The organism is uncultured Maribacter sp. (assembly GCF_947496775.1).
In the GTDB taxonomy this organism is placed as follows: domain Bacteria; phylum Bacteroidota; class Bacteroidia; order Flavobacteriales; family Flavobacteriaceae; genus Maribacter_B.
This window is the reverse complement of the sequence record NZ_CANMDU010000001.1, coordinates 859,922-884,240: the sequence shown is the minus strand read 5'-3', so window position 1 is coordinate 884,240 and position 24,319 is coordinate 859,922. Positions and strand designations below refer to the sequence as shown.

Annotated in this window: 17 protein-coding genes and 1 tRNA gene; 9 read left to right on the top strand and 9 right to left on the bottom strand. The window is 33.1% G+C overall.

Annotation, left to right across the window (positions count from 1 at the left end):
• Nucleotides 1-308: 308 nt before the first annotated feature.
• The 3 genes from Q0856_RS03860 to Q0856_RS03850 all read right to left on the bottom strand — a co-directional run bounded on the left by Q0856_RS03860 (nucleotide 309) and on the right by Q0856_RS03850 (nucleotide 3,605).
• Nucleotides 309-1,469, bottom strand: a complete 1,161-nt coding sequence (locus tag Q0856_RS03860; protein WP_298502795.1) for a DUF3800 domain-containing protein — start codon at nucleotides 1,467-1,469, stop codon at nucleotides 309-311.
• A 420-nt stretch (nucleotides 1,470-1,889) separates the two neighbouring features.
• Nucleotides 1,890-2,432 (bottom strand): phosphatase PAP2 family protein, encoded by a 543-nt coding sequence (locus Q0856_RS03855; RefSeq protein ID WP_298474445.1) that lies wholly within the window; start codon nucleotides 2,430-2,432, stop codon nucleotides 1,890-1,892.
• Between the two features lie 72 nt (nucleotides 2,433-2,504).
• The gene (locus tag Q0856_RS03850; protein ID WP_298474443.1) at nucleotides 2,505-3,605 is read right to left on the bottom strand and encodes a helix-turn-helix transcriptional regulator; all 1,101 of its coding nucleotides are present in this window, start codon (nucleotides 3,603-3,605) and stop codon (nucleotides 2,505-2,507) included.
• Nucleotides 3,606-4,201: 596 nt separating this feature from the next.
• Between Q0856_RS03850 and Q0856_RS03845 the strand changes: the two genes are divergently transcribed.
• The 3 genes from Q0856_RS03845 to Q0856_RS03835 all read left to right on the top strand — a co-directional run bounded on the left by Q0856_RS03845 (nucleotide 4,202) and on the right by Q0856_RS03835 (nucleotide 8,360).
• A complete protein-coding gene (locus Q0856_RS03845) occupies nucleotides 4,202-5,152 on the top strand; it encodes a hypothetical protein (protein WP_298474441.1) in 951 nt (316 codons plus the stop codon).
• 173 nt (nucleotides 5,153-5,325) lie between these two features.
• Nucleotides 5,326-6,933: an MFS transporter gene (locus tag Q0856_RS03840; RefSeq protein ID WP_298502793.1), complete on the top strand. Its 1,608-nt coding sequence runs from the start codon at nucleotides 5,326-5,328 to the stop codon at nucleotides 6,931-6,933.
• Between the two features lie 44 nt (nucleotides 6,934-6,977).
• Nucleotides 6,978-8,360 carry a GH1 family beta-glucosidase gene (locus Q0856_RS03835; protein ID WP_298502790.1) on the top strand — a complete coding sequence of 461 codons (1,383 nt, stop codon included), beginning with the start codon at nucleotides 6,978-6,980 and terminating at the stop codon, nucleotides 8,358-8,360.
• Here the strand turns inward: Q0856_RS03835 and Q0856_RS03830 are convergent.
• From Q0856_RS03830 to Q0856_RS03815, 4 genes are all read right to left on the bottom strand, one after another.
• Entirely contained in the window at nucleotides 8,357-9,229 is an 873-nt protein-coding gene (locus Q0856_RS03830; protein WP_298502788.1) for an AraC family transcriptional regulator, read from the bottom strand. The genes Q0856_RS03835 and Q0856_RS03830 overlap by 4 nt on opposite strands.
• A gap of 33 nt (nucleotides 9,230-9,262) precedes the next feature.
• Nucleotides 9,263-12,289, bottom strand: a complete 3,027-nt coding sequence (gene dnaE, locus Q0856_RS03825; RefSeq protein ID WP_298502784.1) for a DNA polymerase III subunit alpha — start codon at nucleotides 12,287-12,289, stop codon at nucleotides 9,263-9,265.
• Nucleotides 12,290-12,300: 11 nt separating this feature from the next.
• On the bottom strand, nucleotides 12,301-13,521 hold the full coding sequence (dinB, locus tag Q0856_RS03820) for a DNA polymerase IV (RefSeq protein ID WP_298502781.1): 1,221 nt from the start codon (nucleotides 13,519-13,521) through the stop codon (nucleotides 12,301-12,303).
• Between the two features lie 161 nt (nucleotides 13,522-13,682).
• Nucleotides 13,683-13,763, bottom strand: a tRNA-Leu gene (locus tag Q0856_RS03815).
• 152 nt (nucleotides 13,764-13,915) lie between these two features.
• On the opposite strand from Q0856_RS03815, the gene Q0856_RS03810 reads away from it, so the two are divergent.
• The 3 genes from Q0856_RS03810 (at nucleotide 13,916) to pth (ending at nucleotide 16,234) form a co-directional block, all read left to right on the top strand.
• Nucleotides 13,916-14,857 carry a ribose-phosphate pyrophosphokinase gene (locus Q0856_RS03810; RefSeq protein WP_298474431.1) on the top strand — a complete coding sequence of 314 codons (942 nt, stop codon included), beginning with the start codon at nucleotides 13,916-13,918 and terminating at the stop codon, nucleotides 14,855-14,857.
• A gap of 46 nt (nucleotides 14,858-14,903) precedes the next feature.
• Nucleotides 14,904-15,527 carry a 50S ribosomal protein L25/general stress protein Ctc gene (locus tag Q0856_RS03805; RefSeq protein ID WP_298474429.1) on the top strand — a complete coding sequence of 208 codons (624 nt, stop codon included), beginning with the start codon at nucleotides 14,904-14,906 and terminating at the stop codon, nucleotides 15,525-15,527.
• A 77-nt stretch (nucleotides 15,528-15,604) separates the two neighbouring features.
• The gene (gene pth / locus Q0856_RS03800) at nucleotides 15,605-16,234 is read left to right on the top strand and encodes an aminoacyl-tRNA hydrolase (protein ID WP_298474427.1); all 630 of its coding nucleotides are present in this window, start codon (nucleotides 15,605-15,607) and stop codon (nucleotides 16,232-16,234) included.
• Here pth and Q0856_RS03795 read toward each other — a convergent pair whose 3' ends face one another.
• Together Q0856_RS03795 and Q0856_RS03790 are read right to left on the bottom strand one after the other, a co-directional pair.
• The gene (locus tag Q0856_RS03795; RefSeq protein ID WP_298474425.1) at nucleotides 16,235-16,915 is read right to left on the bottom strand and encodes a hypothetical protein; all 681 of its coding nucleotides are present in this window, start codon (nucleotides 16,913-16,915) and stop codon (nucleotides 16,235-16,237) included.
• Nucleotides 16,912-20,676 carry a reprolysin-like metallopeptidase gene (locus Q0856_RS03790; RefSeq protein ID WP_298502778.1) on the bottom strand — a complete coding sequence of 1,255 codons (3,765 nt, stop codon included), beginning with the start codon at nucleotides 20,674-20,676 and terminating at the stop codon, nucleotides 16,912-16,914. The genes Q0856_RS03795 and Q0856_RS03790 overlap by 4 nt, the downstream gene beginning before the upstream one ends.
• Before the next feature lie 53 nt (nucleotides 20,677-20,729).
• Here Q0856_RS03790 and Q0856_RS03785 point away from each other — a divergent pair, with 53 nt between their 5' ends.
• The 3 genes from Q0856_RS03785 to serS all read left to right on the top strand — a co-directional run bounded on the left by Q0856_RS03785 (nucleotide 20,730) and on the right by serS (nucleotide 24,316).
• Nucleotides 20,730-21,656, top strand: a complete 927-nt coding sequence (locus tag Q0856_RS03785) for a bifunctional riboflavin kinase/FAD synthetase (protein ID WP_298474421.1) — start codon at nucleotides 20,730-20,732, stop codon at nucleotides 21,654-21,656.
• Nucleotide 21,657: 1 nt separating this feature from the next.
• Entirely contained in the window at nucleotides 21,658-22,983 is a 1,326-nt protein-coding gene (locus tag Q0856_RS03780; protein WP_298502775.1) for an HTTM domain-containing protein, read from the top strand.
• A 61-nt stretch (nucleotides 22,984-23,044) separates the two neighbouring features.
• Nucleotides 23,045-24,316 (top strand): serine--tRNA ligase, encoded by a 1,272-nt coding sequence (gene serS, locus Q0856_RS03775; RefSeq protein ID WP_298474417.1) that lies wholly within the window; start codon nucleotides 23,045-23,047, stop codon nucleotides 24,314-24,316.
• Nucleotides 24,317-24,319: the final 3 nt, after the last annotated feature.

Here is a 24,319-nt window from a genome sequence, read left to right as displayed (position 1 = left end):
AAGTCGATAATAATCACAAAGTTTTTAACACAAAATGTTGAAATGTAGGTAAATAGATAATGTTTACAGTGTGTTAGAGAGTTCTATTATTTCGGGTAAAATATAAGCTAACGGTTAGAATAAGAAGTATTTTAGTCAAAAAAGTGTATTTCATCGATGAATACTGTGTTTTAAAGAGAGTGTGAAGCATTCAGTAAAAATGGTTTTTTAATCTTGTCCCAACATGTATATAGATACCATAGATGGGGCATCTATATACCAAATGGGGTAGGGGAATTTTATAGGTTAAGACTATATAAATATTTATTTTATTTACTCGACACAGTTTTTATTAAATCTTTTAGTAATTCAAAATCATCGTCAAGAAGTAAATTTATTTTACCAGAAGTAGCATTTTTAATAACAATATCTGCTTTTCCTAAAGTTTCAATCATTGGGATTATTTTAGAAGTATAATTATTGTAAAACTTTATGATATCAGCTTTGCTACAAGGTATTTTATAACCACTTTGAGAACTTACAATTAATATTTTGTTACTTCTGAGATTACTGATTACATCTCTTCCAAATTGCCTTTTGGTTAAAAGCACATCCCTTACTTTTATTCTATCAATAATTTCATCTGAAAACACATACTCATATGGATTTTTTTTAAACCTATAAATCAAATAGTTTAAACAAATAATTTGATTTTTAATTTCTATTTCAGCTCTCTCTTGGTTGGCATTTATAAATTCTTCGATTTTAAAAAAAATAAAATTAACCATTTCTTTATCATATTTTTCATCTCCAACTTCAATATTTTTAATGAGTTTAGGAGGGCTTTCTGGCCATTCTCTGAGATGTAAAATATGTTTGTCTAAAATTTGAAGTACTTCTGGACTCCTTAATTCTATTTTATTCGGTTCATAACATCTTGCTATACTACCTGCAATAAAATCAGCTAATTGAATTAATGGCTCATCTACGCTATCACTAAATTTAAATTCTGGACCTCGGAAAAGTTCTGTTTGGTTATGATTTTTTTCCACGTAATTTATAAATTCATTCATAAATTTATCTGTTCCGTGATTGTCAGAAATAAGTTTTAGATAAGGGTAGTAATCATAAAGTTCGTGATCTAGTAATCCATTGACATATTTGTAAAAACTATCTCTAAATTGTAAACCACTATTTTCAAAAACTTTTCTTTTATCTACGATTACACTATAAATTCGAAAATCTAGACTAGAAATTGCTTTTAAAAATTTTATTCTTTTATCAATATTTTTAAAAGTTTTGGAATTTGATTTTATTTCTGGTGCTTGTGTGTACTTTCGGGCAATTTCTAAAAAACCTTTTCGAACTTTATTAACATTACTTTCATTTACAATTATTGCTGTTACTATAAAAAAGGTTGTTACACCTTTTTTTTCAAAGTGAATACTTTTATCTCCCGACTCATCTATAAACCCTATTTTTCTACTCATTTTTATCAAAAAATTTTACTTAAAAGTAATACTAAAGCTACATTCTTTGTAATTGAAAATTGGCAATATAACCACATAGTTTTTAACACACTATGTTGAAATGTATCGTTACCTATAGTGTTAGTTAGTATTAAGCAAACACCAACTAACGGTTAAAATATGAAGTGCGCCAAAAGGGATATGCATTTTATCGATAATTACTGTATTTTAAAGAGTATAACATAGGGTAGTAACGTTCTCATTTGTATTGTATATACCAAATGGGACAAGAAAATATAATGGATTGTAGCACTAGAAACGTGCATTTTTTAAAGTTCAGGTTTCAGGATTAAATCGTCGCTAATTGCACGAAATGAAATATAGAGATTATCTGTTAAAAGTTTTGTTCTGAATTACATACAATTATTGAACTTAGTATTTCTAAAACTTGTAAGTGAGCCCTATTGAAAAGCCTTTAGTATTAGCGTTTAAGAGAGAGAGTTTTACATCTTCTTTTTTAAAAGGTTTTGTAAATAGGTAAGAGCTAACTATGCCAATTGTAGCGCCTCCTATTACATCCCATGTATCGTGTGCATTTGCATGGATTCTTGTCCACCCTACATAACTAGCTATAATATAAGAAGGAATTCCAAGTTTCCACCCATATCTTCTTTGTATAAATGCTGCACCAGTAAAAGCAGAAGAGGTATGCCCAGAAGGAAAACCATAGCGACCACCATTAGGCCTTTCTTTATCTATTATCCTTTTTAAACTATGGGTTAGCAATACCGAGGTCCCCATTGTATTTACAAATTGTAAAATGGGTTTAGAGCCATCATTCCAAATTAAGGTAGAAGTAAAAGCCAGGGAAGGTAATGCGATTTGTAAAATGTCTCCTGATTTTTCATAAACGTCTTTTTGTGCATAACTTAATTTAGTGATTAGAAACAGCATTGTCGTAAAAAATAGAACTCTCATTTTCATTATAGAAACTTTTTCAGCAAACCTATTGGTAGTGAAAAAAATGAAAGTCCTTAAATGTGAATTGTGGAGATATTAAGACCTATTGCAGGTTGTCTTATATGTATTTGGAGTAACGCCAGTATGTTTTTTAAAAGCATTATAAAATCCAGTTTTAGAAGAGAAACCAGACTCGTAACCAATGGCTAATAGACTATACTGATTAAAATCAGGGTTTTTAATCATATTTTTTACGGCATTTACTCTATAGGCATTTATGTATTCCGAAAAATTATCATTAGTAATACTACTGACAATTTTAGACAAGTACCCTGGGCTTATTCCTATTTGGTTCGCTATATTTTCTCGGCTTAAATTAGAATCTAAATAGGCATGTTCCTTTTGCATTAATGCTTCAAGTTTTTGAAAATGAGAATTAGAAATATCTTTATTAATTTCTCTTTTTTCTTTGGATAAGATAGAGTGTATAACTTGAGTTATCTCATGCCGGTCTTCCAATAATCTAAATCGAATTAGTCCTTTGTAACTAATCCAATAAAAGAATGTTGTTACCCCAACCCAAAGACAATATTCTAGATAAATGGGTTCGGTATCGTTAAACATTTCATAGATTTCAGAAAATAGCCATATTAAAATTGGAGCAAAATATATAGTTGCTAAATACTTTAACCATTTTTTATTTTCTGTTCTTAAATGGTTAGCACTATTAATTAGAACAAAATTTAAAACGCATGTCGTAAAGGAATATAGTAAACTAAAATAAAATGGAATTTCTAATAAAACATAAATAAGAAAAGGTAGTTCAGAGTTATTTTTATAAAATATAGCATCCAGTGTTATGAGGAGGATATTTGTAATGGTAAACAAATAAAATGGTATATACAGATATGCGTGTTTTTCTTTACATAATTTTGAATTTGTTTTTAAAGAAATGAAATTTAAAAATGTTGCAGGAAAAAGCGTCTCTAAGGGTATTTGATCTACTAATTCAAAGAGAAAATAATAAGAATCCCCAATTTGAGTGTCTATACCATTCATTAGACCTAAAAAGCTAATAATTAATATGGTATATGCTAAATACTTATTTATAGAACTTTTGTACGATTTAGAAAACAAAAGAATCAGGGCAAAAATTAATCCTTGAAGAAAACTGAGGAAGTAAATAAAAATAATCACTTATAACATTATTTTAATTATCATAAAATGTATACGGGAGATTTTTTGCCTTAAAAAAGTAGTGCTGTTTAATTATGTCAAAGCTAGTTTTTTTAGTGATTAGAAAAATTCCATCAGTATAATTTTATACCTCTTTATTATTGGGAACGTTGTAGTTAACTATTCTAGTATTCTCAATGTACTACTTTTTAATGTTGTAACTATGAAAGTAAGCTTTTTCTATTTTCGAAATAGCTTTTAAGCGGGAAAGCCAAAAATTGTTACATATTCTATTATTTTGAGTACTAACGGTATATTAAGTATAGTATCAGGTAGGCACCCCCTTTTGGCGACATCTTCTGGGGGTGTTTTTTGTTTTTCTTGCATTCTAAATGGGTAAGACGTAGTGTCTTTAATTGTTTAGGATATACTATTCATAAAGTTTAAAATAAGCCGTAAATGGGAATAATTATAAAACTAAAATGCATCTAAAAACCTATCATAATGGATGGGAGAGGGTAAATAATTTATGCTATATCAAACATTTAGCTATAAAAATCGTTATCACACTTTAACATTATTATCTTTATAAAAAAAAGATTTAGTTTTTAGTATTCATGACAAATAAATTATATTCCCTCTATTGTTTCTTTTTGTTGGTTACCGTTTCCGTGTTTTGTACTACTCTATATGGCCAGGAAAAATCAGTATTAAATATTATCAGCCCTGCTGTACATACAGTTTGGCAACTTCCTAAGACGATTACTTTAGAGTGGTCTACAGATAATATTGGAGAAGAGAAAAACATACGCTTTTTCTTAGTTCGTGATGAAATGGTAGCGCAGGAGTTAGGTATTTTTCCTAATACTGGTATAGCGACGGACATAAAATTAGCAAAAAACATAGGTGCGGGCAATCATTATCAGGTAATGGGAATAGAGTTATTTCCGGACGATAAGTATAGTATAGCCAAATTTGTAACGCCATTTTTTTCTATAGAAAAGGAAGCTAAAACACCGCCATCTGTAGCAACACAAACTGCTATAGCACAATCGGTGCCAGTCAAGGAAACATTAACGAAGAGAGAGAAAAGAAGATTAAAAAAAGAAAAGAGGAAAGCAAGAAAACAAGCAACAGCAAGTAATAAAGTTAAACCCGAACCCGTACCTGTTGAAGAAACCAAAAAGGCAGTACCACAACCTCCTAAACTTAGAGAAGAATTTGTGGGTAGAAATATAAGTTATGTAAAAGAATTAGCTTTTGATGGCACAGAGATTAGTGTATATATCTGGGATCATGGTAGACAAGACGGTGATATAGTTTCTATTTATTTAAATGGAGAACCTGTATTAACTAAATACTATTTAACGTACTGGAAGAAGGAAATTAAAATTAAAATAGATCCTAGTAAAAAGAACGACTTGTTTTTATATGCTCATAATTTAGGGAGTGCTCCTCCTAATACCGTTTCTTTAAAAATTACGGATGGTACTACTACAACAGAAGATATTATTTTAAATTCCGATTTAAAGAGCTGCGAAGCAGTAAGTATTAGTGTAAATAAATAAGAAAGGAAGTATGCAATTCCTTTTTTATTAGCATACTTCATTTTAATGTTTGGGATATCTTGTTTTTAATTTTCTATAATATATTGGTTAATACTTTGTAAAAAAGGCAAAATAGTATCAAAATACTTCTGTTTTGAAGCCTAATTTTGGGTTTGTTAAAACCCGTATGTACTATGTTAGATTCTAATAAAGTATCCATCAAAGAAAAAATTGGATATGCTTTTGGAGATGGAGCTGCTAATATTGCTTGGCGAGGTGTTGCTGCTTTTTTATTTATTTTCTATACCGATGTTTTTGGATTACACCCTGCAACCGTAGGAATGCTTATGTTGGTTGCTAGGTTTAGCGATGGTGTTAGCGATATTGCTATGGGTATAATAGGGGACAGAACTACCTCTAAATACGGAAAGTTTAGACCTTGGGTTTTATGGACGGCTATTCCATTAGGCGTAATACTCTCTTTGTTATTTACAGGGCCAGAGCTTAGTAGTACGGGCAAAGTAGTGTATGCCTATATTACCTATATCCTTTTTACATTAATTTATACCGCAAATAATATACCCTATGGAGCTCTTATGGGGGTAATGACAGGAAACGACAAAGAGAGAACAAGTATTGGTTCTTACCGAATGGTTGGCGCCTTTGGAGGGGGAATGCTGGTGCAAGGAGCATTACTTTTTTTGGTAGCCTATTTTGGGAATATAGAGCCAAAAATTAATATTAATCAATTAGAAAATAAAAAATATAGAGTTGAGGTAACGGCATCCAAAGATGTTGAAAATGCTAACATAAAAACTAAAGACGGTATTGCCACTTTTGTTTGGGAAACCTTAGCTTCGGATTCCGATGATAATAGCCCTACTATTGGGAAGAGTTTTTCCATGGAAGCGGAAAAGGAATACGCTTTTATAGTTTCAGGAGAAAAAGAGATTACGGAAGATAAATTATCCCTTATAAATCAGCAAAAAGGATATAGTAATTCTATGTATTTAATGTCTGCTTTTTTAGTACTCTTTATGTTTATCACGTTTTACTCTACAAAGGAGAGAATATTACCGCCAAAAACGCAAAAAAGTAATTTAAAACAGGATCTTAAAGATTTAGTAGCAAATAAACCCTGGGTTATATTGTTAGTAATTGGTTTGTTGTTTAATGTGTATAACTCCATTAAACAAGGGATTGTTGTTATCTATTTTACACACTACTTAAATAATCAATTATTGGCGGCTAGCTTTATGGTTGGTTTAATGTTGGCGTCTATTGCAGGAGCAATGATTACTGCGCCATTAGGAAAAAAATTAGGAAAGCGTAATTTGTTTATTTACGCATTATTGTTTTCTGGAATTGTAAATGCGTTACTTGTTTTTTGTAGCCCAGAGGATATTAGTGGCATTTTTATAATAGGTATATTATCGGAATTTGCCTCGGCTATATTCCCTACTTTGTTTTTTGTAATGTTAGGAGACGCGGCAGATTACTCCGAGTTTAAAAATGGCCGACGAGCCACGGGATTAATTTATTCTGCGGGTTCTTTTGCTACCAAATTTGGCGGTGGTATTGCCGGAGCAATTATAGGTTTAGTACTAGCAAGTTTTCATTATAACGGACAAGATACTGCGGCGATAAAAGGGGCTATTCCTGGTATTGTAATGTTAATGAGTTGGGTGCCGTCTATTATAGCTGCTATTGCGGCAGTATTAATGACTTTTTATCCATTAACTCAAAAAAAGTTAGATGAAATTACGTTAGAGTTGAACACTAGAAGAACAAATGAATCTTAAATGTGTTGGCTTAAAAAGGATAAAATAGAATTAGAAGAAAGAATATGAAGAAATTTCCAAAAGACTTTTTATGGGGTACGGCAACGTCATCTTATCAAATAGAAGGAGCGGCGAAAGAATATGGTAAAGGGCCTTCCATCTGGGATGCTTTTTGTAATATACCCGGGAGAGTACATAATGCGGAAACAGGAGAAATTGCTTGTGATCATTACCATAGATATAAAGAAGATATTCAATTGATGAAAGAGATGGGAGTAAAAGCATATAGATTTTCAATTGCTTGGGCTCGTATTTTACCAGAAGGAAAAGGAAAAGTCAATGAAGAAGGGATACAGTTTTATTCTGATTTAATTGATGAGTTGTTAAATGCAGATATTGTTCCTTGGGTAACTTTATATCATTGGGATTTACCACTTGCTTTGCAATTAGAAGAGGATGGTTGGCTAGGAAAATCTATTATAGATAGTTTTGCCGATTATGCGGATTTATGCTTTAGTAGGTTTGGGGATCGCGTAAAGAACTGGATAACTTTAAATGAACCTTGGGTGGCTTCTATATTGGGGTATGGTCAAGGTGTTTTTGCTCCTGGAAGAAAATCGAATTCGGAGCCATATATGGCAGCACATAATTTAATTTTGGCGCATGCTAAAGCAGTACATGTCTATAGGGAATCTTATAGCTATCAAAGAGGGCAAATTGGAATAACTAATAATTGTGATTGGCGCGAACCATTAACTAACAGCCAAGAAGACCAACAAGCTGCTGAAAGAGCGTTGGAGTTCTTTTTGGCCTGGTTCGCCGATCCAATTTATAAAGGAGATTATCCGGAAGTAATGAAAGAACGTCTGGGAGAAAGGTTGCCCGTTTTTACACCTGAAGAAAAGAAAATTATAAAAGGGACATCAGATTTTTTTGGATTAAATCATTATACTACCATGTATGCTGCACAGGCAAGTGGAGAGAAAAAAGAAATAAGTGTGCATGGGAATGGGGGTATTTCTGAAGATCAAGAAGTAGATCTTTCCTTAGATGAAAATTGGGATGTAACTCTTATGGATTGGGCCGTTGTGCCTTGGGGGTGTAAAAAACTTTTGAAGTGGATTGATGAGCGATATGATAAGCCAAATATTTATATAACAGAGAATGGATGTGCTTATTCAGATGAGTTGGTAGACGGCAAAGTAGAGGATACTAATAGAGTAAACTTTTATAAAGGATACTTAGAAGCTTGTGAAGAAGCTATTAGCGAAGGGGTGCAATTAAAAGGTTATTTCGCATGGTCTTTTATGGATAATTTTGAATGGGCTTCTGGTTATGAAAAACGCTTTGGTTTGCATTATGTAGACTTTAAAACACTAAAAAGAATACCCAAGAAATCTGCTCTGTGGTTTAGAGAAGTTACAGCAGCTAATAGTGTAGATTTTTAAAGTACTCTTTTGGTTTTAATAAACTGCTTTTTAAATTCTTTAGGGGTACAACCCTTATTTTTTTTAAACAATTTATTAAAATTAGCATTGTTGCTAAATCCACTTTTATAGCAAATTTCACCAATATTTAAATCGGTTTCCAACAGTAAACGAGAGGCGTAACTAATTCGCGTATGATTAACATAGGATACAAAGGTCTGACCCGTTCTATGTTTTATAAACCTATTAAATGAAGTAGGGCTCATGTTTACTATTTCTGAGATTTCATCCAAAGTTATTTTTCGATGAAAATTTTTTTGAATGTAATTATAAACCTTTTTTATTTGGTCACTATTTTGAAAATCAGTGGTTTCTACCCTTAGATTTGAAAGCATTCTTTGGTTGCTAGATTTTGCTAAATGATCTAAAATAGAAAGGAACTCTAAATAATAAGACACTCCAGTTATTTTTGGTAATGCTTTTAATCTAGGTTTTATTTTAAGTGCTGTTTCTCTAGAAAAAAGAATACCATGTTTAGAACGATGAAGCATATCTTTCAATTGCTTAAATATTTTACTAGATAAGGTTCTTTGTGTTACTATATCTTGTGGTATATGTATGGTAATTTCATGTATTTTTTTGCTTTTACAATTATGAAGCTCCCATCCATGTACTAAATTAGGTCCTACTAAAACTAAATCTAAATCGCCTATTTCTTCGGTGCTATCTCCTATAATTCTACGAGCATTTTTGGCATTATGTATAAAATTTATTTCGTATTCCGGATGAAAGTGAATAGGAAAGTCAAAGTCATCTTTATAGCGTTCCTCGAATAAAAAGTTGTCTTCGGGATTTAGTCTACTAATTTCTCTATGCGCTTGCGTAAACATGTAAAACAATAATACAATTTTTTTACGGAAGGATTAGGATGTATCTTGTTGTATTCCTGTTTTTAGCGTTGGCGGAGTAGCTTTTCTATTATAAGTAAGATCAAATCTAGGGTCCGCTATGTATGGCATACGCTCTTGCTTTATTACTTCAATACTTAGAAAGTTAAACTCAGAGACTACTTTACCCGTGATACGATATATGCCTTTGCCTCTAAAAGGGTATTTCTTTGCTGATGGCGGAAAATGGACCGTATCTAGCCATTGCCCAGCTTGATCTAAAAAAGTACCAAAATACATTCTGTTGCCGTTAGATGTTCCTGTGTTTTTAATAGTTACTAAGTATCCGTATATAATTACAGTTCGGTTTAAATACAGCGCCAATTCTGAACAAATAAGGGTGCTTGTAGGCTTGTTTTTAAGTAAAATAAAAGGAGGATGTAGGGTGTAATGTAATAGCTCTAATTGATCAAAAGCACTTTCTAGATCGGTAACGGTAAATTGAGGTAAGCTAAAATCTTTTATATGTACTTTAAAAAGTTGCTGCTGTAACTCTGCACTACTAATATGGTTACATTTATAATGAGCTTCCCACAATAAAGTACGTTTGTCTTTTTTAAATTCTCTAAAAGCATTTATGCGAATAAGAATATCTAGTTTTTCTATACTAAGAGGAATACATTCCATGAAGTCTTCTAAAGAGGTGAAAGCTCTATGAGATCGTGCATGAATTATTTTCAGCATGGTATGTTTCTCTAAGCCTTGTAAATGCTGAAAACCCAAATAGATGTCATTGCCTTTTATGGTGGTTTGTATAGAGCTGTTATTAATACAAGGAGCGTGTATTGTTGCTCCATGAAGGCGAGCTTCATGAATATAGGTTTCTACATTATAAAATCCGCCACCATTATTTATGGTTGCTACCATATATTCCAATGGATAATAGCATTTTAAAAATAGACTTTGGTAAGATTCTACAGCGTAAGAAGCGGAATGTCCTTTGGCAAACGCATAACCAGCAAAACTTTCTATTTGTCGCCACACTTCAAATATTACAGCATCTAGCTCTCCTTTTTTGCGGCAATTTTCTATGAATTTATTTTTAACGGATTCAAATTCCGAGCGAGATCTATATTTACCGCTCATTCCCCTGCGAAGAACGTCGGCTTCTCCTAGGTCGAGCCCTGCATAGTGGTGTGCTACTTTAATAACATCTTCTTGGTATACCATAATACCATACGTATCTGGCATAATATTCCATAATACTGGATGTGCTTGTTTTCTTCTTTCTGGGTCTTTATGGCGTAAAATATATTCGCGCATCATGCCACTTTTGGCAACTCCGGGACGTATAATAGAGCTAGCAGCTACTAAAGTTAAATAATCTTTTACTCCTATTTTTTTTAATAGCATTCGCATAGCTGGCGATTCGACATAAAAACAACCAATACATTCAGCCCTTTCTATCATAGCATTAATATTAGGGTCTTTAAAAAAAGGCTTTGCATTGTGAATATTGGGCAAAACAACATTGGGATGATTCTCTTTAATGATGGCAATGGCGTCTTTAATTTTTCCTAGGCCGCGTTGCCCTAGAATATCAAACTTATAAAGACCAACATCTTCCGCGATATGCATATCAAACTGAACTGTAGGAAATCCTTTAGGAGGTAAATGCGTTGCAGAAAAATAATGCATTGGTTTTTCCGAAATAAGAATACCAGCAGCATGTATACTTAAATAGTTAGGTTTTCCATTTAAATAAGAAGCATAGCGCAGTACTAATTTAGATAAATCGTCTAGTTTTTCTGGGCTGTATTTGCCGTCACTTAATTTATCTATCTCATGTTTAGGTAAGCCAAATACTTTTCCTAGTTCACGTACAGCACCGCTATGTTTAAAAGTAACATAAGAACCTAATAAAGCCGCTTGCCCGTTTGCGCCAAAAGCTTCAAAAATATAACGGGTAACATCTTCTCTGTCCCAGGTAGAAAAATCTATATCGAAATCGGGCGGACTAGCCCGGTATAAATTCATGAATCGCTCAAAATACAAGTCTAACTCAATAGGGTCTACATCTGTAATTTCTAATAAATAAGCAACAATACTATTGGCACCACTACCACGCCCAACATGATAATAATCTTTAGATTTGGCGTATTGAATTATTTTCCAATTGATAAGAAAAAAACTAACAAAATTTTGTTTTTTAATTAAGGTTAATTCTTTGTTTAAGCGTTGTTTTATGGCCTCTGTAATGTTTTCATATCGATTAGGTAAACCTAAGTTGCATAGCGCTACTAATTTTTTATAATCTTCTTTTTTACTATTAAAAACGGTTTTTAGGTTTTGGTTTTTTCTGTCTTTAGAGAAACCGAATGTAATACCACATTGAGTTAATAACTTCTTGGTATTTTCCAGTATATAAGGATGGTTTTTAAAAGCATTTTCTATAACTGCAAAAGAGTGAATCTTATCATTTAGATCCCCTTGTTGCGTTACGGGTAATTTGCTTAATAACATATTAGTATCTATGGCTCGTAAAAGACGGTGTATATTAAAATCACGTTTATTGCGAAAAGTAACGGAGTGTAATACAACAAGTTTGTTTTTGAATGTGCTTAGTTTAGAAAAGCTCAGTTTATTAATATCGGTTAGTTTTATACCAATATATTCTTGTTTAGAGAAGGTGGTTTTCTCTAAAAGTAAGAGTTTTTCAAAAGGGTAAATAACAATACTGTTTTTAAAATTGGGAGCAACTTCTGGGAAGTCTTTTTTTTGGTGTAGATGTTCGGAAAGAAAATGGTTTAACTCTAAAAATCCAGTATTGTTTTTGGCTAAACAGATATAGCATTGTTGGGTATTATTCCTAAAATCTATACCAACGATGGGAGTAATGTTAAAACTAGAAGCTTTTCTAATAAAGTTTAAACAACCAGAAGTGTTATTAATATCTGTAAGCGGAAAATGAGTGCATTTATTTTGTTGCGCTATTTCTAATAATTCTATTTCAGAAATAGTGCCGTAGCGTAGACTATAGTAAGAATGGTTGTTTAAAAACATTTTAGATATTGTTATTGGTGTCTGTGCGCTAAGACTATTGGGGGTTCTCCGTTAAAAGGATTGGTAAAGTTTCCTATGGTGTGTGAGCCAGAGCCAAGAGCTGCTGCTCGTGTAATACTACGATCGCCATATTTTGTACGGATGGCGTCCATGGCCTTGTATAGATTTACGGTTTTCTTTTCATCATCGAATAAATTAATTTGATAAGTGCCTGCCGTTAAGCTACTATAGCGAACACCAACAAGTCTTATTAACATTCTTCTGCTATATAGTTTATTAAAGAGTTCTAGTACTACAGGAATTAAATGGTGATCTGCTGAGGTATACGGAATCTTTAATTGTTTAGAATAGGTCTGGAAATCTGAATATCTAATTTTTACAGTAACACAAGAAGTAAGCTTACCACCCCTGCGAAGTTGGTAGGCCAGATTTTCTGCCATTGCAACAATAGTTGTTTTTAAAGTTGTATTGTCTGTAGTGTCTTGCCCATAGGTACGCTCGTTAGATATAGATTTTCGTTCATGATATTCAATAATAGGGCTATAGTCTATGCCATTAGCGCGTAGCCATATAGAACGACCGTTTTTTCCAAATACAGAAGTCATCATTTCTACAGGCATTTGCTGTACGGTATGTACGCTTTTAACGCCCATGTTACAAAATGCTCTATAGGTTTTTTCGCCTACCATAGGTATTTTTTTTATAGATAGTGGAGCTAAAAATGTCTTCTCATATCCGGCATCTATTTTTAGTTGGTTATTTGGTTTTGCTTCTGTTGTGGCTATTTTAGAAACCGTTTTGTTTATAGAAAGTCCAAAGGAGATAGGGAGCCCAGATTCTTTGATAATCTTGGTTCGCAATTCGGAGGCAAATTTATAACAACCAAAAAAGCGATCCATTCCTGTTAAATCGGCATAAAATTCATCTACACTAGCTTTTTCTAGAATAGGAACTTCTTGTTGTAAAATTTGGGTTACCTGTTTAGAAAACTTGGTGTATGTTCCTGCATTACCCCTAATATAAATGGCATTTGGGCATAGTTGTCTTGCCATTTTCATAGGCATTCCAGAATGCACTCCATATGCGCGTGTTTCATAGCTGGCAGCACTGACTACACCACGATCACCTGTGCCGCCTACAATGACAGGTTTGTTGTTTAGTCGGCTATCGAGTAACCGTTCACAAGAGACAAAAAAAGTGTCTAAATCAAAATGTAATATTGTTTTACGCATCTTAAATTGGAAAATATCCAAAATTATGGAATAATTCCAATATATAAAAAATTACGGAAATAAAGAAGTTTGTTTTTTATAGAAGAGAAGAAAAATAAATAAGGGAATGTTGTTTAAAAACAAAACCCTGAAAATCGTATGATTAACAGGGTTTTTTGATGTACTCGAGGTGGGAATCGAACCCACACTCCAAAGGAACTGGATTTTGAATCCAGCGCGTCTACCAGTTCCGCCACTCGAGCATAACTTTTAAGAGGACTGCAAAATTAAAAAATATTTTTTGTTTACGTCTAAAAAAAGACATTAATATGCTTTAGTACCTCAAAAAAAACTCTAAATTTGCACCTCCTTTATAAAAATAAAGTTTAATAAACTAGGGAACAACACATTAGCTATGCCTTACCAAGTACCAGAACCTAAAATTTTTGCCTGTACACAAAGCACCGAATTAGCACAAAAGATTGCTGAGAAATATGGGGCTGAGTTAGGAAAAGTTAAATTTTCAAGATATAGTGATGGTGAGTTTCAGCCTTCTTTTGAAGAGTCTGTACGTGGCGCGAGAGTTTTTATTATTGGATCTACAAATCCAAGTTCTGAAAATTTAATGGAAATGTTGTTAATGTTAGATGCTGCTAAGCGTGCATCAGCTAGACATATTACTGCGGTTATGCCTTATTTTGGATGGGCAAGACAGGATCGTAAGGATAAACCTAGAGTTCCTATTGCGGCGAAGTTAGTAGCTAAAATGTTGGAAACAGCTGGGGCTACACGTATTATAACAATGGATTTACATGCCGATCAAATTCAAGGATTCTTTGAGAAACCCGTAGATCATTTGTTCGCATCCACTTTGTTTTTGCCATACTTAAAAAATCTAAACTTAGATAACTTAACTATTGCATCTCCAGATATGGGGGGTTCTAAAAGGGCTTACGCATATTCTAAAGCTTTAAAGAGTGATGTGGTTATATGTTATAAGCAACGTGCAAAAGCTAATGTAATTTCACATATGGAGTTAATTGGTGATGTGCAAGGTAAAAATGTTGTTTTGGTGGATGATATGGTAGATACTGCCGGAACATTAGCTAAAGCGGCAGATTTAATGATGGAAAGAGGGGCGTTAAGCGTAAGAGCTATTACAACGCATGGTTTGTTGTCTGGTGATGCTTATGATAAAATAGAAAAGTCGCAACTATCAGAACTAATAATTACCGATTCTATTCCAACAAGAAAAGATAGTAAAAAAGTAAAAGTATTAAGTTGTGCTAATTTGTTTGCAGATGTTATGAGCAGAGTACAAAACAATACTTCTATAAGTTCTAAGTTTTTAATGTAACACCATTGAAACTAAAAAAAAGAATTATTAATTTTTAATATATATAATGAAGTCAATTACAATTAAAGGATCAGAAAGAGAAAGCGTAGGCAAAAAAGCAACAAAAGCCTTACGTAATGCTGGAAAGGTTCCTTGCGTAGTATACGGAGGGGAAAAACCATTACATTTTTCAGCGAATGAATTGTCATTTAGAGATTTGGTTTACACGCCTAACGCACACACCGTTGTGATTGAGTTAGAGAATGGAACTAAAGTAGATGCAATTATGCAGGATATTCAGTTTCACCCTGTAACAGATAAGATAATTCACATAGATTTTTATCAATTATTTGCAGACAAAGAGGTTACAATGTCTATTCCAGTGAGATTATTAGGTAGCTCTCCTGGAGTTAAAAATGGTGGACGTTTATTATTTAGAAACAGAAAACTTTCTATAAAAGCATTGCCAGGAGATTTAATAGATTTCTTTGATGTAGATTTATCAGAGCTTAAAATTGGTGGAAATATAAAAGTGGAATCATTGAAAAGTGATAAATTTACTTTGTTACATCCAGACAATACAGTTGTTGTACAGGTTAAAACTTCTCGTAATACAGTTGAAGAAGACGAGGAAGAAGAAGGTGAAGAAGGTGAAGCAGCAGATGCACCAGCAGAAGCAGCAGCAGAATAAACAAAAATTATATAAGTTTAAAAGCATCTCATTTTTTATGAGATGCTTTTGTATTTTTATACCATCACAAAAGGCTTATGTTGTCTATGTTTAAATGGTTATTTGGTAGTACTACCGGTTTGTTAGAAGAATCAGATATAATGAAAAAATTTTTAGTAGTTGGTTTAGGAAATATAGGAAGCGAATATGCAGAGACAAGACACAACATTGGCTTTAAAGTTTTAGATTCCTTAGCACAAAGTAAAGAGGTTGCTTTTGAAACTCAAAGGTTGGGAGATATTGCAGTGGTTAAAATTAAAGGAAGAAGTCTTCTTTGTTTAAAGCCTTCTACGTATATGAATCTTAGTGGTAAGGCAGTTAAGTATTGGATGGATAAAGAGAAGGTGCCATTAGAGAATGTGTTGGTAATTACAGATGATATAAATTTAGAATTCGGTACATTTAGATTAAAAACTAAAGGGAGTGATGGTGGTCATAATGGATTAAAAAGTATTCAAGAAATACTACAAACCGCAACATATAATCGTTTTAGATTTGGTGTAGGTGCAAACTTTGGCAAGGGTAGGCAAGTAGACTATGTCTTAGGAGAGTGGAGCGCAGAGGAAAATAAAGCTCTTGAAGAGCGTTTAATAAAAGCTGCAGATCTTGTTAGTTCTTTTGTGTTATCAGGTGTTAAAAACACCATGAATCAATTTAATGGTAAATAATTAAAGGGCTTTAAAACTAAATACCCCGGAATCAGAAGTATTACCTTCTTTATCTTTTGTTATTACTTTCCAATAGTATATGGTGTTAGCTTCTACAGTAACTTTTTGTTCTGTAACCGAGGGAGTAGTAGATACTAAAAGTGTTGTTGGTGGTTTAGAAGTGGAAAAATATAAATCATAGCCATCAATATCATTATCTAAATCGGCTCCGGACCAGTCTAAAGTAACCTCATTGTTTAAATCTATAAATGCATTGTCTCCAATTTTTGGAAAAAGAATTTCTGCCGGAAAAGGAACAAAAGCAGAAACAAATCCCGAATTGTAAAAAGCCCATTTGTCGCTTGTAGAAGTTTCAGAGACTTTGTTATTTTTTGTGACGACGAACCAAGTATAAGGAGTTCCTTTATCAATTGGCACTTTAAGTTTTGTGGCAGAAGTGTTTGTGGTTTGCGTAAACCCTGTGTTTTGGTTGGTAACACTTAAAGTGTAGGTGTCTGTATTTTCCGCGGTGCTCCATCTAAATTCTACTTCGCTAGAAGTATCGCTTATACTTATTCCTGTAGTACATTCAGAATTCTTGTCTGGATAAGATAATTGCGTGCTTCCAGGGGGTTTAGGTGGGTCAGATTTTTTGCAACTTAAAACAAAAAAAGTTAGTATAATTATTCCTAAAATTCTCATTGTTTAATTACTTTAACAGTTCCTTTTAAAGCTTCACCTTTATAAGATATAAAGTAGATACCTGTTGGTAAACTTGTAAAGTCTAAATTTAATTCTGTATTATTTATATTGTAGTTTTTAGAGCTAATTAATTGTGCACTACTAGTGAATATTTTAATTTCAATATCCTGTGTATAATTTCCAAGAAATAAGGTCGTAGAGCCATTAAAAGGATTGGGGTAAATAATAGGTTGCTCTATTGCAAAGAGTTGTTCTTTGTGTACCCCTTGGCATGGGATGTTGGTATATACTTTTAGCGTGTTTGCGCCTCCTTTTAAATCTAAAATTACTTCGGACTTATTGGTTTGCGTTACTACGCCATTTAATTCTATATTATATAAAGTAGATCCAGATAAATTTAAAATAGTTTGTTTGCCATCTAGAGACTGTTTGGAGCTTACATTTAGTACTTCTGGTTCAGTAATTACTACCTCAAAACAATGGTTTTCATAGGTTATGTTGCCGTCTGTACCATTAATGCAAATATTGTATGTTCCAGAACCTAAGTCATTTAAAGTGTGGTTGGTAGTAAAATTTTCCGTAGAATTTATACCATTACCGTTGATGGTAATTTCATAATCTAATGGTAGGGTTGCATCTATAATGATTTTTCCATCATTATTATTTCTACAAGCTTCGCTTTGAGAAGTAACTGTAAAATTAGTAGAAGGGAATAGGTAAATGGTACATCCAGTTTCGTCTACTTCTAATCCGGCAGGAGTTCCAAGACACAAATCATCTCCATCATCAAAAACACCGTCATTATCTTCATCGGGTCTAAGCTCTCCTTCGACACATATTTCAATAGAGAAAGCTTTAAGAAAACCGCCATCATCATTGGCATTATCACTAATTTGAAGTGTCCAATCCCCTTTTATAGATTCTCCTTGAAGAGAGCTTAAATTTCCAAGAGGTTTTACGGTTCCAGTTATGGCAGGATTTCCACCACAGCTAAAGGCATTAGCGCTATCATCAAAAATTGCATTTATATTTTTTAAATCTCCGCAGGAACTAGACACTAATATTATTTTAGTTCCTTGAGGAGATATTAAGGTTACCACTAAATCTGCTAAATAATTATGATCTAGTTCTAAAGAAACCTTAATGTCTGATAAAGGTACATCTTCGTAGAAAGATATTTTTGAGTTTATAGTTGGGGTCCCTTCTGCAGTTATTTCTAATGGAAGGCCAATAGCGTTTTTGGTATTGCAACTAAATTTAATAGTAGTAAAAGAAAAAGGAGCACTAAAATTTCCTTCACCACAAATATTTTTTGGTTTTACACGCCAGTAATAAGTAGTTTCATATTGTAAAGATACGGGAGTGTAGGAGTTAGATGTTACGTTGGTTGTTTCTACGATATTTGCAAACAATTCGTCGGTAGCTATTTCTATATCATAGCTGGTGTAAAGCACATTGTCTGTCCATGTAATTTCAGTGTTCGTAGAGGCATCTAATAAATTATTAATAGGCGTTTGGAGTACTACATCTGTAAAATTAGAATTTGAGATATGAAGGTCTAAAGTGACTGTTTTTGTTTGTGTTGCAGAGGTAGAAAGAACTTGAATGGGATATGTGCCTGGAGCTAAGTTTAGTGTATTAGTAAAGTCTAAAGTAACTTCAGTATTCGTTAGTGTTGCGGTATTTGGAGTAATTGCTATATCTAGACCTGCAGGAGGAGATACAATACTGAAAGTGCTTTCTTCGGAAAATCCTAGATAGGTTTCGTAATTAAAAGTAGTAGTTAAATCATTTGGCACACAAATTTCATACTCTAAATCACTAAAGTTTAAAATAACTTCAGATTCTTCAATGGTAAAATCGCTACTATTTACAGCAAAATAAATATTGTTATTTGCTTTTACCATTATTCTTGCTTCTGTTGTATTAGCGTTAGGGATAATTATTTTATGTTCTCCGTCATTCATAGCATCTTCTGTTAAAACAATATCGAATGTTTGTCCTCCATCAAGAGATAGTAAAATAGAAACGGTAGATGTGAGTACTGGGGCAATATTAGTATTTGCAACGTCCCAAGTAATAGTGTGGGTGTCTCCGGCTTTATAAATTTCATTAGTTGTTTGAGAGGTGACAAGAAAAGGGCCAGCGTTATTTACTACGGAAACAGTAACTAGGTCAGATACCACTTGTCCTCCTCCGGGAGCATTATCTCTTACGGTAAGGGCAAAATTTAATTCCCGTTCAACATCAGAAAGTGTTTCCCATGCAGAATTAATAGGAGGCATGGTTTGCGTTAAATTACCAGAAATAACGCTAGATAATTTCGGAAAATATCGTTCAGGATTAATAGTGGGTTTTTGAGATCTAAAATTGGCGCCGCTAATATTAGTAGGGCCAAAGGTAGATTGGGTTACAACGCCGTCATCTATTTGTTCCCAAGTATAGGTTAGTACATCTGTAGCGTCTATATCTGTAGCATTCCCTTTAAGAACAAAAGGAGTAGATTTTGGAATAGTAAAGTTGCCTGTTAAGTCTACTACTGGAGGGGTATTTGTTAAAGCTATTTCTTCTGCGCAACCAGTAAAACTAAGATATTGTGTTATTTGTACAATGCTATTATAATGATAATAAGCCTCTCCGTTGGAAGCAACATTATTAGCGCCAACAATACCAGCGTACCCCATTATTGTGGTTCCACTTGCTGGTTCTGCTTGTACTTGTGTTCCTTCGGATTCATGAGACCATGTGTGGTTGGCTCCAAATTGATGACCCATTTCGTGGGCAACATAATCTAAATCGAATAAATCTCCTACTGGGTTTGGGTGAGACGAAAAAGCACTTCCTTTTTTTGCATCTGAGCAAACTGCGCCAACAAAGCCAGCATTGCCATTTGCAGCATCTACATGAAATAGATGCCCTATATCATAATTTTCACCACCAATGATGTTAGAAAGTGTATTTTGTACTTCTGTATTCAGGTTAGATTCATAAGGGTCTGTTGCAGCATCTGTATATATTACCAAATCTGTATTGGTAACTAACTCAAGGGTAATTGCAAGATCTGTTTCAAAAACTTCGTTGATTCTTGTCACAGTGGCATTAATTGCGGCTAAGGCATCTGCAACGGTTCCTCCATGGAAGTCCGTGTATTCTCCAGTGGTAGAAACAGCTAAACGGAATTTTCTTAAAATTTGGTCATCCACTGGTTTTAAGGCACTGGGACCAATTTTAGCTTCCATTTTAGAGGTTGTGTTACAAATAAAATCTTTTTCAGTTTTATTGCTTTCATCTCTTCTAAAGCTTATGTATTTGTTTTTATCTGCTTTTTCGATATAAGTATTTCCTTTTTTATCCCCATGAATAACCATACTTTGTATTCCATTATGAGAAATACTAAAACGTATTCTGTCTTTTGGGTTGTTCATGTCGTAGCCAACATAAGATTTTATATTGGGGTATTTTAAAGCAAGTTCGGGAGATAATACAGAAGATTCTTTAACTAAATAGGCATTCTGTTTTCCGTTTTCATCCGGAAAAAAAACAATTTTACTTTCGTTCTTAGAAAAAGAGGATAAAGACTCCCTAAAACTTTGCGCGTCTAAAGAAAAAGTTTTAGCATTTTTAACCCTAAATCGCTGCGAAAAAGACTTTTTTAAAGCGTTTCTAGGAACTTCTTGTTTCCAGTAACTACTCTGCGCAGATCCGTAAAAGGAAAGAAATACTATGGTAATTGAAAAAAGTAAACGTAATTTTGTAAGCATTCAGGGTCTTTTATCTCTAAACCAAATATAAGTCTTTTATTAGTTATTATTAAGTGAATATAGTTCAAAGCATATCCAAGTACGATAAAAAACAACCAATAGCAATAACTATTGGTACTTTTGATGGAGTACATATTGGACACAAAAAAATAATTAATCGCCTTATTAATAATGCCAAAGAATTAGGTTTAGTTCCTACAGTACTTACTTTTTTTCCGCACCCTAGAATGGTTTTACAGAAAGATGCAGATATAAAACTTTTAAATACTATTGAGGAAAGAGGAGAAATTTTAGAACAATTAGGTTTAGAACAGTTAATTGTGCATCCTTTTACTACGGAGTTTTCAAGGCTTTCTGCAACAGAATTTGTTAGCGACCTATTGGTGGATCAATTGGGTACAAAAAAGATAATTATTGGTTATGATCATAGGTTCGGGCGTAATAGAAATGCTAATATTACCGATTTAATTGCTTTCGGAAACACATTTAATTTTGATGTAGAAGAAATACCGGCGCAAGAGATAAATGATGTGTCTGTTAGTTCTACTAAAATAAGAAAAGCCTTAAAAGAAGGTGATATTAGGACTGCTAATAAGTATTTGGGCTATAGTTATATGCTTACAGGAGTTGTTAAAGAAGGAAAAGGTTTAGGTAGGCAAATACAATTTCCAACGGCAAATATTAAAATGAAAGAAAAATATAAACTCATACCTAAAAATGGAGTTTATGTTGTGCAGAGTACTATAGCAGGAAAGCGTGTTTCTGGAATGATGAATATTGGCTTTAATCCTACAGTAGGCGGAAAAGAACAAAGTATCGAAGTTCATTTTTTTGATTTTAATCAAGATTTGTACCATCAAAAAATACAGATTGATATTTTAGATAGAATTAGAGATGAACGTAAATTTGAATCTGTAGATGCGCTTAAAGAGCAATTGGTTTTAGATAAAGAAACTTCTTTACAACTAATACTAAAGTAAGATGTTAAATCGATTTCTTTTCCGGAGAATAGATAACAGTTCCCTTATAATTTTTAGAATCTTTTTTGGAATATTAGTAGCGCTAGAAAGCTATGGAGCAATTATAACCGGATGGATTAGGAAGACTTTAATAGAGCCATCTTTTACATTTAACTTTATTGGTTTTGAGTGGTTACAGCCTTTGCCAGGAAATGGTATGTATTTTTATTTTTTTGTGATGGGTACTCTGGGAGTTTTCATCGCAATAGGATACAAATATAGATTTAGTGTTATATCCTTTTTTATTCTATGGACAGCGGTTTATCTGATGCAAAAAACATCGTATAATAATCATTACTATTTGTTGGTTTTAATTACATTAATTATGTGTTTTTTACCTGCGGAGAAGAGTAATTCTTTAGATGTTAAGCAGGATAGAGTAGTACAGAGCAATTCCATGTATGCATATGTTAAATGGATCGTTGTCGCGCAATTATTTGTGGTCTACACTTACGCTTCTGTTGCAAAAATGTATGGGGATTGGTTAGATTTCGGAATGCTAAAACTCCTAATGCAAAGTAAAGCAGATTACTATGTTATTGGCACGTTTCTGCAACAGCACTGGGTGCATGTTATTATGGGCGTTTTTGGTATTCTTTTCGATTTATTAGTGATTCCAGCTTTATTATATAAACCAACGAGGAAAATTGCCTTTTTTCTATCCATATTTTTTCATTTATTTAATGCCGTAGTTTTTCAAATAGGCATATTTCCTTTTTTATCTTTGGCATTTACAGTATTCTTTTTTGAGCCCGAAATAATTAGAAAAATATTCTTCAAAAAGAAAGAACGATACTCTGTCAAGGAAATTGGCAAACCTAATTATGCTAATTTACTTAAAGGCGTATTTGGAGTGTATTTTATGATTCAGATACTTTTACCAATAAGACACCATTTTATAAAGGATAATGTATTATGGACAGAAGAAGGACATCGATTAAGTTGGCGTATGATGTTGCGTAGTAGAAGAGGGAGTATTCTTTTTAAAGTCGTAAATAAAAAAACGGGTAAAGCTAGTTATATAAAACAAGAGAAATACCTAACGCATAAACAAAGGGCAAGGGTTGCTGCTTATCCAGATTTTATATGGCAATTTGCGCAACATATTAAAAAGGAATATCAAGAAAAAGGAGAAGAGGTTTCCGTATATGCTATTAACTCTAAAATTAGTATAAATGCTAGGCCAATGAAAAATTTTATTAACCCAGAAATAGACTTAGCAAATACCCCTTGGAATCACTTTTCGCATAACAATTGGATTCTTACATCTCAATTAACAGATGAGTAAACGAATTTCAGTTGGCAGTAGACGCAAATAAACCTAAATTTGCAGTTCAAAATATAAAACAATGCTACAATTACAGGCAATCAGAGATTCTAAAAACGATTTTATTACCGCTTTAACAAAGCGAAATATAGATGGAGCTCCTTTATTAGAAAAGGCTATAGAATTAGATGATAAAAGACGTGAAACCCAAACAAAATTGGACAAAACCTTAGCAGAGTCTAATGCCTTGTCTAAAGAAATTGGGATGCTTTTTAAATCTGGAAAAGCCCAAGAAGCAAATGTTTTAAAAGAAAAAACAGGAATTTTAAAAGAAGATTCAAAAGTTTTAAGCGATACTTTGACTACTGTAGAAGAAGAATTACAATCTTTATTATATCAGATTCCAAACATTCCTCATAGCAGCGTTCCTGCGGGGAATACTGATGAGGATAATGAAGAAGTGTTTTCAGAAGGTACAGTGCCGGAATTAGTGTCTAACGCTTTACCACATTGGGAGCTAGCTAAGAAATATGATATTATAGATTTTGAATTAGGAGTTAAGATTACAGGAGCTGGTTTTCCTGTTTATAAAGGAAAGGGAGCTCGTTTGCAACGTGCATTAATAGCTTATTTCTTAGATAAAAATACAGAGGCTGGTTATACAGAAATACAAGTACCTCATTTGGTGAATGAAGCTTCTGGTTACGGAACAGGACAATTACCAGATAAGGAAGGGCAAATGTATCATATAGGAGAGGATGATTTATATTTAATTCCTACTGCCGAAATACCAGTTACAAATTTATTTAGAGGGGAAATTTTAAAAGAACAACAATTCCCTATTTGTTATACTGCATATACACCTTGTTTTAGAAGAGAGGCAGGGAGTTATGGTGCCCATGTTCGTGGATTAAATCGTTTACATCAGTTCGATAAAGTGGAGATTGTACGTGTAGAACACCCATCTAAATCTTTTGAAGCTTTAGACGGTATGGTAGAACATGTTAAGAACATTCTTAGGGAATTAAAATTGCCTTATAGAATATTGCGATTATGTGGCGGTGATTTGGGCTTTACATCTGCTTTAACCTATGATTTTGAGGTGTTTTCTACAGCGCAAGACCGTTGGTTAGAAATTAGTTCGGTTTCTAATTTTGAGGCATACCAATCCAATAGATTAAAACTAAGATATAAAGATGAAAATGGCAAAAGCCAATTAGCACATACTTTAAATGGTAGTTCTCTAGCATTGCCAAGAGTGCTTGCAGGTATTTTGGAGAACTATCAAGTAGAAGACGGAATAGAAATTCCAGAAGTGTTAGTTCCGTATTGTGGTTTTAGTAAGATAGACTAATTC

Coding starts and splice junctions, on each gene's coding strand:
- Q0856_RS03830 (WP_298502788.1), bottom strand. CDS start 9,229: ATGTTTACGCAAGCGCATAGAGAAATTAGTAGACTAAATCCCGAAGAC.
- dnaE (WP_298502784.1), bottom strand. CDS start 12,289: ATGTTTTTAAACAACCATTCTTACTATAGTCTACGCTACGGCACTATT.
- Q0856_RS03855 (WP_298474445.1), bottom strand. CDS start 2,432: ATGAAAATGAGAGTTCTATTTTTTACGACAATGCTGTTTCTAATCACT.
- dinB (WP_298502781.1), bottom strand. CDS start 13,521: ATGCGTAAAACAATATTACATTTTGATTTAGACACTTTTTTTGTCTCT.
- Q0856_RS03810 (WP_298474431.1), top strand. CDS start 13,916: ATGCCTTACCAAGTACCAGAACCTAAAATTTTTGCCTGTACACAAAGC.
- Q0856_RS03840 (WP_298502793.1), top strand. CDS start 5,326: ATGTTAGATTCTAATAAAGTATCCATCAAAGAAAAAATTGGATATGCT.
- serS (WP_298474417.1), top strand. CDS start 23,045: ATGCTACAATTACAGGCAATCAGAGATTCTAAAAACGATTTTATTACC.
- Q0856_RS03805 (WP_298474429.1), top strand. CDS start 14,904: ATGAAGTCAATTACAATTAAAGGATCAGAAAGAGAAAGCGTAGGCAAA.
- pth (WP_298474427.1), top strand. CDS start 15,605: ATGTTGTCTATGTTTAAATGGTTATTTGGTAGTACTACCGGTTTGTTA.
- Q0856_RS03845 (WP_298474441.1), top strand. CDS start 4,202: ATGACAAATAAATTATATTCCCTCTATTGTTTCTTTTTGTTGGTTACC.
- Q0856_RS03835 (WP_298502790.1), top strand. CDS start 6,978: ATGAAGAAATTTCCAAAAGACTTTTTATGGGGTACGGCAACGTCATCT.
- Q0856_RS03795 (WP_298474425.1), bottom strand. CDS start 16,915: ATGAGAATTTTAGGAATAATTATACTAACTTTTTTTGTTTTAAGTTGC.
- Q0856_RS03790 (WP_298502778.1), bottom strand. CDS start 20,676: ATGCTTACAAAATTACGTTTACTTTTTTCAATTACCATAGTATTTCTT.
- Q0856_RS03780 (WP_298502775.1), top strand. CDS start 21,658: ATGTTAAATCGATTTCTTTTCCGGAGAATAGATAACAGTTCCCTTATA.
- Q0856_RS03860 (WP_298502795.1), bottom strand. CDS start 1,469: ATGAGTAGAAAAATAGGGTTTATAGATGAGTCGGGAGATAAAAGTATT.